Below are 11,900 nucleotides of genomic sequence, written 5' to 3'. Positions count from 1 at the left end.
GATGCCGGTGTCGACAGCCGCAGGACGCAGCGTCATATAAACCTTTTCGCCCGTATGCAGACCAACACCCGTCGCCCGGATGACATTTTTGAGCGTACGTTGTTTGATCATTTTTCTTATGACCCCTGGGGCAGGAGCGGACAAAAACGGCACGAATCCTAACACAGGGATACTGCCGCGGAAAGTAAAACGAGGTAAAAATCCGACGCGTGTTGCAAGAACACAACACTTCGATCATGTCGTCCAAGAGATGGTAGCAGCGTAAACCCGATGCAACCGGGCTTCGCGAAATGCCGTTAAGGATTCGTTACGCGACTGTGCCGTCGCGTAACGAGGTGCCTTCTGCGCGGAGCTTGCCCGTCATTCCGGCAGGGACTGCCGGGAATCGGGGCTGCATGGACGCCCATTTGCGCACGCGCAACGGGCTTCCACGGCATCCCTGCAGTCTGGCCCCGGCAATTCCCCTGCCGAGGTAGCGCTCGCGCGTCAGTCCGCCTGACGGCGCAGGAACGCGGGGATGTCGAGATAGTCGACCTGGGCATCGGCCATCGGCGCCGCTTCCGCAGCGGCCGCCATCGTGCGCGCAGGCGACGTGCGCACGGGCTGAATGTAGTCGTCGTACACCGGCATGTTGTCGGTGCCCGTGCGCTTGACCAGGTGCGGGCGGGTCGCAACCATCGGCTCTTCCCGACGCGCGTGCTGGCGCGCCGCGTTGCGGTTGAGACCGGTGGCGACGACGGTGACGCGGACGTTGTCCTGCATCTCCTGATCGATCGCCGTGCCGATGACCACGGTCGCATCTTCCGAGGCGAACTGGTGGACGACCTGGCCGATCTCGTCGAACTCGCGCATGGTCAGGTTCGGACCCGCGGTGACGTTGACGAGGATGCCGCAGGCGCCGGACAGGTTGACGTCCTCAAGCAGCGGATTGTTGATCGCAGCCTCGGCCGCAGCCACGGCGCGATCGTCGCCGCGGGCGATGCCCGTGCCCATCATGGCGAAGCCCATTTCGGACATCACCGTGCGCACGTCGGCGAAGTCGACGTTGATCAGACCTGGCCGCGTGATCAGGTCGGAAATGCCCTGGACCGCGCCGAGCAGCACGTCGTCGGCCGACTTGAGCGCGGAAACCATGGTCACGTCGTGGCCGAGCACGCTCAGCAGCTTCTCGTTCGGCACCGTGATCAGCGAGTCGACGTATTGGGACAGGTCCTCGATGCCCTTCATCGCCACCTGCATGCGGCGACGGCCTTCGAACGGGAACGGCTTGGTCACCACCGCCACCGTGAGGATGCCGAGTTCCTTGGCCAGCTGCGCGACGACCGGCGCCGCGCCGGTACCGGTGCCACCACCCATGCCGGCGGTGATGAACACCATGTCGGCGCCCTGCAGCAGCTCGACGATGCGCTCGCGATCTTCCAGCGCGGCCTGACGGCCGACTTCCGGATTCGCGCCTGCGCCGAGACCCTTGGTCACGTTGCCGCCGAGCTGCAGAGTCAGCTTCGCGCCGGTCTTTTTCAGCGCCTGCGAATCGGTGTTCGCGCAGACGAAATCGACGCCTTCGATGTTGGACGACACCATGTGGCTGACCGCGTTGCCGCCGCCGCCGCCGACGCCGATGACCTTGATGACCGCATTCGGTGCGAGTTTTTCGACCAGTTCAAACATTTCCCTTACCTCCGCTAGTTGGCGTGTTGCTTGATGTAGTTATCGATCACCGGCTGCGGCGCTCCGCGCTGCTCCGGCCCCGCGACGGACAGGCACATGTGCCGCCGTGGAGTGGATCCGTTTCGGATCCGCGGCACGCTCCTGCGCACCGCTTTTCTCTTGGTCCAGCCCTTCCTAACGAGAGGGCTGGGTGTTGTTCAAAACTCTCCCTTCACCCAATGCTTGACCTTGCCCCAGAAGTTGCCGACGTTGCCGGCCACCGAACTCCCGGTCGTGCGGGTCATGCCGTCCTGCCGGCTGCCGTAGAGCAGCAGGCCGACGCCGGTCGCGTGGATCGGGTTGCTGACCACGTCGGCCAGACCGGTCACGTGCTGCGGCAGGCCGACGCGCACGGGCAGGTGGAACACTTCCTCGGCCAGTTCGATGACGCCTTCCATCTTCGAGCCGCCGCCGGTCAGCACGATGCCGGCGGCGACAAGCGACTCGTAACCCGAGCGGCGCAGCTCGGCCTGGACCATGCCGAACAGTTCCTCGTAGCGCGGCTGCACCCACTCGGCCAGCGTCTGCCGCGCAAGACGGCGCGGCGGGCGATCGCCGACGCTCGGCACCTGGATCGTCTCCTCGGCATGCGCGAGCTGCGCGAGCGCGCAGGCGTACTTGACCTTGATCTCCTCGGCATGCGCGGTCGGCGTGCGGAAACCCTGGGCGATGTCGTTGGTCACCTGGTCGCCGCCGATCGGCAGACTGGCCGTGTGACGGATCGCGCCCTGGGTGAAAATGGAAATGTCCGTCGTGCCCGCGCCGATGTCGACGAGGCAGACGCCGAGCTCGCGCTCGTCCTGGACGAGAATCGCCTTGCTCGACGCGATCGCGCCCGGAATCAGATCGTCGACCTGCAGGCCGCAGCGGTTCACGCACTTGGTGATGTTCTGCGCCGCGCTGACCGCGCCGGTGACGATGTGCACGTTCGCCTCGAGGCGCACGCCGCTCATGCCGATCGGATGGCGGATGTCTTCCTGGCCGTCGATGACGAACTCCTGCGGCTCTTTATATAGAACGCGCTGGTCGGCCGGGATCGCCACCGCGCAGGCCGCATCGAGTACATGATCGATGTCGCCCTGGGTCACCTCGCGTTCGCGGATCGGCGCCGTGCCGTGCGAGTTGCGGCCGAGGATATGGCTGCCGCTGATGCCGGCGTACACCGAGCGGATCTCGCAGCCGGCCATCAGCTCGGCCTCCTCGACCGCGCGCTGGATCGACTGCACGGTCGACTCGATATCGACGACGACGCCGCGCTTCAAACCATGCGAGGTATGCGAGCCGATGCCGATGATTTCGACCGGTTCGCCGGGCGCATATTCGCCGACGATCGCGACGACCTTCGAGGTGCCGACATCGAGTCCGACGATCAGGGATTTTTCGGCTTTGTGCTTCATGTGGGTCTCTGCGCCGCCGGCTTGGCCGGCGTGGCGGGTTTGTCTGGATTGGGAGCCGGGCCCGACGACGGCACGGCCGCGAACCAGCGGATCGCGAAGCCGTTCGCGTAGCGCAGGTCGGCGCGCGCGAACGTGTTCGTGGCGCGGCCGGCGGCAAGGCGCGGGAACACGTCGAGGAAGCGTTGCAGGTGCTCGTCGATGTCGCGCTGACCGAGCAGGATTTCCGAACCGTCGACGAGGCTGATCGCCCAACTGCCGCGCGCGGACAGCGAAACGCCGGCCAGCGCGAGGCCGCTGCCGCTGAGCGTGGTCAGCGTCTTCTGGTAGAAATCGATCACGTCGGCGAGCGCGGAATCGGGACCAGAAAGCTGCGGCAAGCCCTGGATCGCCTCGGTGCCCGGCGCGGAAAACAGCGCTCCGTTGCGACCGACCAGTTGCTTGTCGCCCCAGCGCGCGAACGGCTGCTGCTCGAGCACGCGCATCTCCAGCGTGTCGGGCCAGCGCTTGCGCACCTCGACGCGCTCGACCCACGGCAGCGCCGCGACCGCCGCACGCACGTCGTCGAGCTTGATCGCGAAGAACCCCGTGCCGAGATAATTCTTCGTCGCCGCGCGGATCTGTTCCGCGCCGACGTGGTTGAACTCGGCCTCGACCTGCAGGTTGCGGATCGGCCAGCGCTCCTGCGCGAACCAACCGTTGAGCACGCCGATGACCGGCAGGCCGATCAGGCTCAGCGCGATCACCCAGGCGAACAATTTGAGGACAGTGCGGTTCATGCGTGGTGTCCCGCCTCGCCGTCGAAGCTCGTTTCCAGAATGCGCCAACAGAGTTCCTCGAACTCGATACCGACCGCACGCGCCGCCTTCGGCACGAGCGAGTGGCTGGTCATGCCGGGTGCGGTGTTGACTTCGAGCAGCCAGTTGCGGCCCTGCGCATCGCGCATGACATCGACGCGGCCCCAGCCCGAACAGCCCGCGGCGTCGAACGCCGCGAGCGCGAGTGCGCGCATTTCGGCCTCCGCCGCGCCGTCGAGACCGGGGCAGATGTATTGCGTGTCCTCGGCGATGTATTTGGCGTTGTAGTCGTAGTAGGCGCCCTTCGGCACGATATGGATCGTCGGCAGCGCCTCGCGGCCGAGGATGCCGACGGTGTATTCGCCGCCGCCTTCGATCAGCGTCTCCATCAGCAGGTCACCGTGATAGCGTTCGGCGAGCTCCACCGCGCCGTCGAGGTCGGCTTCGGCGAACACGCGCGTCACGCCGACACTCGAACCCTCGCAGGCCGGCTTCACGATCAGCGGAAAACCGACCGCGCGCGCGGCCGCGTGCACATCCGCTCCGCGCGGCAGCGCCTGGTAGCGCGGTGTCGGCAGGCCAAGCGACAGCCACACCTGCTTGGTCCGCGTCTTGTCCATCGACAGCGCCGAACCGAGCACGCCCGAGCCGGTGAACGGCACGCGCAGCGACTGCAGCGCGCCCTGCAGCTCGCCGTTCTCGCCGCCGCCGCCGTGCAGGATGTTGAACACGCGCGCGAAATGGCCGGCGCGCAACGCGTCCAGCAACGCTGGGATGCCGTCGATCGCCTGCGCATCGACGCCACGCGCCTTGAGCGCATCGAGCACGTTGCGGCCTGAGTTCAGCGAGACTTCGCGCTCGGCGCTGTCGCCACCCATGACGACGGCAACGCGACCGAATTGTTTGGCATCCGTGATGCGCATTACTTTACTTTTCCATTTTTGGATTTCTTCGCCTCGGCCGGAGCCAGAGCGGCCAATTCGCCGACTGCCGCGCCGATGTCGCCCGCACCCATGACGAGAACGAGATCGCCGTCGCGTAGCAGCCCCGGCAGCATGGTTTTCAGATCGCGCGGATGCTCGACGAGCACCGGCACGACCTTGTTGCGCGCGCGCACCGCGCGCGCGAGCGCGCGCCCGTCGGCATTCGCGATCGGCGCCTCGCCGGCCGGATAGACCTCGGTCAGCACGAGCACGTCGGCGTCGCTGAGCACATTGGCGAAGTCGTCGAGCAGGTCGCGCGTGCGCGTGTAGCGGTGCGGCTGGAATGCGACGACGAGGCGGCGCTCCGGCCAGCCGCCGCGTGCAGCCGCGAACACGGCGGCGAGTTCGCGCGGATGATGGCCGTAGTCGTCGACGAGCAGCGCCTTGCCCTTGCTCTTGCCCGTGCCGCCGAGCACGATCTCGCCGCGCATCTGGAAGCGCCGGCCGACGCCCTGGAAGTTCTCCAGCGCCGCAGCGATCGACTTCGCATCGACACCGAGCTGCCAGCCCACCGCCGCCGCCGCGAGCGCGTTCTTGACGTTGTGCAGGCCCGGCAGGTTGAGCGTGACCGCGAGCGCTTTCTTCTGTTCGGGCAGATGCAGGTCGAAACGCATGCGACCGCCGTCCTGGGTGATGCGGCTCGCACGCACGTCGGCGCTCTTGTGCGTGCCGTAGGTCAGCATGCGCCGCGTCGTCGTCTTGGCCAGTTCCGCGACTTCGGCATCGTCGATGCAAAGCACGGCCACGCCGTAGAACGGCAGGCGATGCAGGAAGTCGTCGAACGCCTTCTTCACCTGGGCGAAATCGCCGCCGTAGTTCTCGAGGTGATCGGCGTCGATGTTGGTGACGATCGCGATCACCGGATTGAGCATCAGGAACGAGCCGTCGCTCTCGTCGGCCTCGGCAACGAGATAGTCGCCCGTGCCGAGACGCGCGTGCGTGGCCGCGGCGAGCAGCTGGCCGCCGATGACGAAGGTCGGGTCGAGCCCGCCTTCGGCGAGCACCGAAGCGACGAGGCTGGTCGTCGTCGTCTTGCCGTGCGTGCCGGCGACGGCGATGCCGCGGCGGAAACGCATGAGTTCGCCGAGCATCTCGGCGCGAGGCATCACCGGCAGGCGGCGTTCGCGCGCGGCGAGCACCTCGGGATTGTCGGCCTTTATCGCGCTCGAGACGACGACTGCGTCGGCCTTGTCGACGTTGCTCGCCTTGTGCGTCTTGTAGATCTTGATGCCGAGCGCGGACAGATGCCGCGTCACCGCGGAGTCGGCCTTGTCCGAACCCGTGACCTTGTAGCCGAGGTTGTGCAGCACCTCGGCGATGCCGCTCATGCCGGCGCCGCCGATGCCGACGAAGTGCACACGGCGCGAGGATTCGCGGATCCAGTCCGAGGTGGTGTGAGCGACCTGCGGTGTCATGCGGCCACCCCCAGGCAAATGTCGGCGATGTTTGCCGTAGCTCGCGGCTTGGCCAAGGCACGTGCCGCCTCAGCCGCCTTCAGCAGCAAAACGCGGCTCTCACGAATGCGCAGGAGCTTGCCCAGGAATGCGGCATCGAGTTTCCCTTCCTGTACCAGTTCAGCGGCGTCATGTTCAACCATCCACATCGCATTGCGCGTCTGGTGGTCATCCACCGCAAACGGGAACGGCACGAGCAACGAACCGACGCCTGCCGCACACAGCTCGGCGATCGTCAACGCGCCGGCGCGGCAGACGACGAAGTCGGCCCACGCATAAGCGGCGGCCATGTCGTCGATGAACGGCTCGATGCTCACTTCGACACCCGCCTGCGCATATGCCGCACGCGCCTCGTCGGCGAATTTCGCGCCGCACTGGTGGCGCACCATCGGACGCGCGGATTCAGGCATTGCCGCCAGCGCCGCGGGCAACACTCTGTTGAGTGCGCGCGCACCCTGGCTGCCGCCGAGCACGAGCAGGTTCGCCGATGAGGCGCGCGCGGCGAAACGTTCGGCGGGCGGCGCGAGCGCAGCGATTTCGGCACGCACTGGATTGCCGATCCACTCGCTGCGCGGCAACGCGCCTTCGAATCCGCACAGGCGGCGTTTCGCAAATTTCGCAAGAATGCGATTGGTCGTGCCGGCGATGCTGTTCTGTTCATGCACGACCAGCGGCACTCCGCGCAGCCAGGCCGCGATGCCGCCGGGGCCGGCAACATAACCACCCATCGACAGCACGCTGCGCGGGCGCGCGGCGCCGATCAATTTCCATGCCGCGATCACGGCGCGACAGATTTTCAACGGCGCCGCAAGCAGGCTGGCGACGCCCTTGCCGCGCACGCCCGAAATCGCGATTGTCTTCAATTCAATGCCGGCCTGCGGCACGAGCCTGGTCTCGAGCCCGCCCTCGCTACCGAGCCAGAGCACGGGCACGGCGCGCGCCATCAACTCCTTCGCCACGGCGATGCCGGGGAAGATGTGGCCGCCGGTGCCGCCGGCCATGATCAGCACGGGTGCGGCGCTCATGCGGTTGCTCCCGAAGGCATGCCGCCGATCAGGTCACGCGGTTCGACCAGACTCGCGTCGCGGATGCGCTCGGCGCGGCTGACCTCGTAGCTGATGCGCAGCAGGAAACCGATCATCACGCAGGTCATCATCACGCTCGAGCCGCCAGAACTGATGAGCGGCAAGGTGAGGCCCTTGGTCGGCAGCACGCCCATGTTGACGCCGACCGAAACGAGCGCCTGCAGGCCGATGCACAGCGCGATGCCGAACGCGCAGTAGCCGGCGAAGCGCTGACGCAGTTCGATCGCCTTCATGCCGATCGTCAGCGCGCGGCCGACGAGCAGGGCGAACAGGCCCAACACGAGCACGATGCCGACGAAACCGAATTCCTCGCCGATCACGGCGAGGATGAAATCGGTATTCGCCTCCGGCAGGTAGTGCAGCTTCTGCACCGAGCCGCCGAGGCCGACGCCGAGCCACTCGCCGCGACCGATCGCGATCAATGCCTGGGTCAGTTGGAAGCCGTCCTTGAACGGATCAGCCCAGGGATTGAGGAACGAAGTCAGGCGCTTGACGCGGTAATCCGAGGTCGTCGCCACCCAGGCGATCACCGGCAGCAGCGGAATCGACAGATAGACGAGGTTGCGCATGCGCGCGCCACCGAGCCAGATCATGCCGACGGTGACGGCAATGATCAGCGCCGACGAGCCGAAGTCCGGCTGCGCGAGCAGTAGCACGATGAGCACGCCGGCGACGCCGATCGGCTTGATCACGCCGAACAGCTTGGTCTGCACGGCTTCCTGATGGCGCACGAGATAGCTGGCCAGGTAGACGATGAAGAACAGCTTCACCGCTTCGACCGACTGGAAGTTCGAGATGCCCAGACGGATCCAGCGGCGTGCGCCGTTGATCTTCACGCCGAGCCCCGGCACGAACACGAGCAGCAGCAGCAGCACCGCGAACAACAGCAGCAGGAACGCGTTGCGCTCGAACCATTCCAGTTCGGTGCGCATGACGATGAAGGCGATGCCGAAACCGAGCGCGAGGAACACGGCATGGCGGATCGCGTAATAGAACGGTCCGCCCGGGCTGATCGCGATCGAGCTCGACGCGACCATGATCAGGCCGAACGCAGCGAGCGCGCCGGCGAGCACGACCAGGCCGATGTCGTATTTGCCGAGGGTTTCGTCGATGCGCTTTGCTTGAGCCATCTCAACGCACCTTCAACGTGGCGAGACCGATCAAGACCAGCACGACGCTGATGATCCAGAAGCGCACGATCACGCGCGATTCGGGCCAGCCCTTGAGCTCGAAGTGGTGATGGATCGGCGCCATGCGGAAGATGCGCTTGCCGGTGAGCTTGAAGCTCGCGACCTGCAGCATCACCGAAGCGGTCTCCATCACGAACACGCCGCCCATTACGAGCAGCACGATCTCCTGACGCACGATCACCGCGAGCGTGCCGAGCGCGGCGCCGATCGCAAGCGCGCCGACGTCGCCCATGAACACCTGCGCGGGATAGGCGTTGAACCACAGGAATCCGAGGCCAGCGCCGGCGAGCGCGCCGCAATAGATCGTCAACTCGCCCGCGCCAGGGATCGACGGAATGCCGAGATACTCGGAGAACACCTTGTTGCCGGCGAGATAGGCGAACGCGCCAAGTGCGGTCACCACCAGCACGCTCGGCATGATCGCGAGACCGTCGAGGCCATCGGTCAGGTTCACCGCGTTGGAAAAGCCGGCGATCATGAAGTAGGCGATCGCGACGAAGAACACGCCAAGCGGAATCACGACCTGCTTGAACAGCGGCACGTAAAGCGAGGTCTCGGCCGGCGTCTGCGCGGTGCGATACAGCGCGACCGCGACGAGCAGCGCGAACACCGACTGCCAGAAGTATTTCCAGCGCGCGGCGAGGCCGGCGCTGTTCTTGAGCACGATCTTCTTGTAGTCGTCGTAGAAGCCGATCGCGCCGAACGCGATCGTCACGCCGAGCACGATCCAGACGTAGCGGTTGTTCAGATCCATCCACAGCAGCGTGGACAGAGCGACCGCGAGCAGGATCAGTGCGCCGCCCATCGTCGGCGTGCCGGCCTTGGACAGGTGCGACTGCGGGCCGTCGCTGCGGATGACCTGGCCGGCCTTGATCTCGGCGAGCTTGCGGATCACCGCGGGGCCTGCGAGCAGCGAGAACGCGAGCGCGGTCAGCGTCGCCATGATCGCGCGGAAGGTCAGGTACTGGAACAGGTGCAGCGCATTGAGGCTGCCGCGGAAATATTCGGCGAGTTCAAGCAGCATGGCGCGCACCTCCGTTGCCGTTGCCGCCGTTCGCCTCGAGCAAGGCGTGCACGATGCGGTCCATCGCCGAACCGCGCGAGCCCTTGACCAGTACGTTGACGCCGGCGCGCACTTCCGCCGCGAGTGCGCGCGTCAGCGATTCCTGATCGGCGAAATGCTGTGCGCCTTCGCCGAACGCCGCGGCCGCGGCCCGCGACAACTCGCCGACCGTGTACAGCCAGGCGATGCCGCTCTTCTTGGCCAGCGCGCCGACCTGCGCATGCAACTCGCGCGCCTGTGTGCCGAGTTCGCGCATGTCGCCGAGTACGAGCCACGCCTCCGCGGGTTCCTGCACCAGCGTCGCGATCGCAGCGGCGGTCGAGGCCGGATTTGCGTTGTAGCTGTCGTCGATCAGGGTCCAGCCGCCCGGCATCGCATGACGCACGAGGCGGCCTTTGACCACGGGGGCGGTTTCCAATCCCTGTTTGATCGTCGCCAGCGGCACATCGAGCGCGAGCGCGATCGACGCCGCAGCGAGCGCGTTGGCGACATTGTGGCGCCCGGCCAGCGGCAGAACGACGTCGACATCGCCGACCGGCGTGCGCAGCATGAAACGCGACTCGGCGCCGAGCTTGCGGATCTCCGCACTCACGTCGGCAGGCTGTTCAAGGCCGTAGCGGATCTTGCGTCCGGCCCGGTTTATACTTGTAAACAATGTTGCAAATGTCTCATCGGCGTTGATCACGGCCACGCCGTGTGCGGGCAGAGAGGCGTACAGCGCGCCCTTGGTCTCGGCCACGCCCTCGACCGAGCCCATGCGTTCAAGATGCGCCGGACCGATGTTGTTGACGAGGCCGATTTCTGGCCGCGCGATGGCGGCGAGATAATCGATGTCGCCCGGCTTGCCCGCGCCCATCTCGAGCACGGCATATTGCGTATCGTCCGGCATCGCCAGTAGCGACAGCGGCAGGCCGATCTCGTTGTTGTAATTGCCCGCGTTGACGTGGGTCTTGCCGTGCAGCGACAGGATCGAAGCGACCAGCGTCTTCACCGTGGTCTTGCCGTTCGAGCCGGTGATGCCGACGACGCGGGCACGCTGCTGCGCGCGCGCGTGGCTGGCGAGGTCGCCGAGCGCAAGCAGAGTGTCGGCGACGACGACCTGCGGCAGTTCGCTCGCGACGGGCCTTGCGACGAGCAGCGCAACTGCACCTGCCTCTTTCGCTTTCTCGACAAAATCGTGACCATCGAAGTTGTCGCCCTTGAGCGCGACGAACAGCGCCCCCGGCATGGCCTCGCGCGTGTCGGTGGCGACGCCGCGGACCATGAGATCCTTTCCGCTCAGCGTGCCGTGCGTCCACAGCGCAATTTCGGACAGGCGCAGGATCATGCGCGTGCCTCCAGCGCGTGGCGCGCGACGGCGAGGTCGTCGAACGAATGCTTGATGCCGCCAATTTCCTGGTAGGGCTCGTGGCCCTTGCCGGCGATCAGCACGACGTCGCCCGGCCTCGCCTCGCGCAGCGCGAGCGCAATTGCTCGCGCGCGGTCGCGCTGAATGACAATACGTGCGTCGCGATGCGCGAAACCGGCGACGATCTCGGCGACGATCGCATCGCCGTCCTCGTTGCGCGGATTGTCGTCAGTGACGATGACGCGATCGGCGAGGCGTTCGGCGATCGCCGCCATCTGCGGGCGCTTGCCGCGGTCGCGCTCGCCGCCGGCACCGAACACGCAGATCAGCTGACCTTCGCAGTGCGCGCGCAGATTCGTCAGCGCCTGTTCGAGCGCATCGGGCGTGTGCGCATAGTCGACGACAACGAGCGGCGCGGCGCCGCCGCCGAGGCGATTCATGCGACCGATCACCGGCTGCGCGTTGGTCAGCGCGTCGCGAATCTGCGCGAAATCGTAGCCCAGCGCGCCGAGACAGCCGGCGACGGCGAGCAGGTTGGCGACGTTGAAGCGGCCGAGCAGCTTCGTCGCGATATCGCCCTTGCCCCATGGCGTGTGCAGATGGAAATGCAGGCCGTCGCCGCTCGTGCGCACGTTGGTCGCGACGATGTCGGCCACGGCGTTGTCGACACCGTACTTCAAGCCTTGCACCGATGCCGGCAAATCCTTGACCAGCTCGCGACCGAAGGCGTCGTCGACATTGATCACCGCGGCACGCAGGTTCGGCCAGGCGAACAATTTCGCCTTGGCCGAGCCGTAGGCTTCCATCGTGCCGTGGTAGTCGAGATGGTCGCGAGTCAGATTGGTGAACGCGGCGACGTCGAATGTCACCGCGTTCACC

The 11,900-nt window shown here is 66.3% G+C and carries 11 protein-coding genes; all 11 read right to left on the bottom strand.

Annotation, left to right across the window (positions count from 1 at the left end):
• On the bottom strand, positions 1 to 111 hold a 111-nt coding region (locus VF497_RS01300), incomplete at its 3' end, for a UDP-3-O-acyl-N-acetylglucosamine deacetylase (RefSeq protein ID WP_330885488.1).
• Between the two features lie 375 nt (positions 112 to 486).
• Positions 487 to 1,668 (bottom strand): cell division protein FtsZ, encoded by a 1,182-nt coding sequence (gene ftsZ, locus VF497_RS01295; RefSeq protein ID WP_330885484.1) that lies wholly within the window; start codon positions 1,666 to 1,668, stop codon positions 487 to 489.
• Between the two features lie 197 nt (positions 1,669 to 1,865).
• A complete protein-coding gene (ftsA, locus tag VF497_RS01290; RefSeq protein WP_018972760.1) occupies positions 1,866 to 3,104 on the bottom strand; it encodes a cell division protein FtsA in 1,239 nt (412 codons plus the stop codon).
• Positions 3,101 to 3,880, bottom strand: coding sequence for a cell division protein FtsQ/DivIB (locus VF497_RS01285; RefSeq protein WP_330885481.1), 780 nt, complete (start codon positions 3,878 to 3,880; stop codon positions 3,101 to 3,103). The genes ftsA and VF497_RS01285 overlap by 4 nt, the downstream gene beginning before the upstream one ends.
• Positions 3,877 to 4,821: a D-alanine--D-alanine ligase gene (locus tag VF497_RS01280; protein ID WP_330885479.1), complete on the bottom strand. Its 945-nt coding sequence runs from the start codon at positions 4,819 to 4,821 to the stop codon at positions 3,877 to 3,879. Before VF497_RS01280 ends, VF497_RS01285 begins: the two co-directional genes overlap by 4 nt.
• Positions 4,821 to 6,296 carry a UDP-N-acetylmuramate--L-alanine ligase gene (gene murC / locus VF497_RS01275; protein WP_330885477.1) on the bottom strand — a complete coding sequence of 492 codons (1,476 nt, stop codon included), beginning with the start codon at positions 6,294 to 6,296 and terminating at the stop codon, positions 4,821 to 4,823. Before murC ends, VF497_RS01280 begins: the two co-directional genes overlap by 1 nt.
• Positions 6,293 to 7,360, bottom strand: coding sequence for an undecaprenyldiphospho-muramoylpentapeptide beta-N-acetylglucosaminyltransferase (murG, locus tag VF497_RS01270; RefSeq protein WP_330885475.1), 1,068 nt, complete (start codon positions 7,358 to 7,360; stop codon positions 6,293 to 6,295). The genes murC and murG overlap by 4 nt, the downstream gene beginning before the upstream one ends.
• Positions 7,357 to 8,550 (bottom strand): putative lipid II flippase FtsW, encoded by a 1,194-nt coding sequence (gene ftsW, locus VF497_RS01265; protein WP_330885473.1) that lies wholly within the window; start codon positions 8,548 to 8,550, stop codon positions 7,357 to 7,359. The genes murG and ftsW overlap by 4 nt, the downstream gene beginning before the upstream one ends.
• Position 8,551: 1 nt before the next feature.
• Positions 8,552 to 9,634 carry a phospho-N-acetylmuramoyl-pentapeptide-transferase gene (gene mraY, locus VF497_RS01260; RefSeq protein WP_330885472.1) on the bottom strand — a complete coding sequence of 361 codons (1,083 nt, stop codon included), beginning with the start codon at positions 9,632 to 9,634 and terminating at the stop codon, positions 8,552 to 8,554.
• A complete protein-coding gene (locus VF497_RS01255) occupies positions 9,624 to 10,997 on the bottom strand; it encodes a UDP-N-acetylmuramoyl-tripeptide--D-alanyl-D-alanine ligase (RefSeq protein WP_330885486.1) in 1,374 nt (457 codons plus the stop codon). Before VF497_RS01255 ends, mraY begins: the two co-directional genes overlap by 11 nt.
• Positions 10,997 to 11,900, bottom strand: a 904-nt coding sequence (locus tag VF497_RS01250; protein ID WP_330885470.1) for a UDP-N-acetylmuramoyl-L-alanyl-D-glutamate--2,6-diaminopimelate ligase, incomplete at its 5' end; no start/stop codon positions are given. The genes VF497_RS01255 and VF497_RS01250, both read right to left, overlap by 1 nt.

The organism is Rudaea sp. (assembly GCF_036383415.1).
Lineage (GTDB): Bacteria > Pseudomonadota > Gammaproteobacteria > Xanthomonadales > Rhodanobacteraceae > Rudaea.
This window is presented reverse-complemented; position numbering and strand designations above follow the sequence as displayed.

Excerpts from the sequence above, each read along its gene's own strand:
- ftsA (WP_018972760.1), bottom strand. The coding sequence starts at position 3,104 with ATGAAGCACAAAGCCGAAAAATCCCTGATCGTCGGACTCGATGTCGGC.
- mraY (WP_330885472.1), bottom strand. The coding sequence starts at position 9,634 with ATGCTGCTTGAACTCGCCGAATATTTCCGCGGCAGCCTCAATGCGCTG.
- ftsW (WP_330885473.1), bottom strand. The coding sequence starts at position 8,550 with ATGGCTCAAGCAAAGCGCATCGACGAAACCCTCGGCAAATACGACATC.
- murG (WP_330885475.1), bottom strand. The coding sequence starts at position 7,360 with ATGAGCGCCGCACCCGTGCTGATCATGGCCGGCGGCACCGGCGGCCAC.
- VF497_RS01280 (WP_330885479.1), bottom strand. The coding sequence starts at position 4,821 with ATGCGCATCACGGATGCCAAACAATTCGGTCGCGTTGCCGTCGTCATG.
- ftsZ (WP_330885484.1), bottom strand. The coding sequence starts at position 1,668 with ATGTTTGAACTGGTCGAAAAACTCGCACCGAATGCGGTCATCAAGGTC.
- VF497_RS01285 (WP_330885481.1), bottom strand. The coding sequence starts at position 3,880 with ATGAACCGCACTGTCCTCAAATTGTTCGCCTGGGTGATCGCGCTGAGC.
- murC (WP_330885477.1), bottom strand. The coding sequence starts at position 6,296 with ATGACACCGCAGGTCGCTCACACCACCTCGGACTGGATCCGCGAATCC.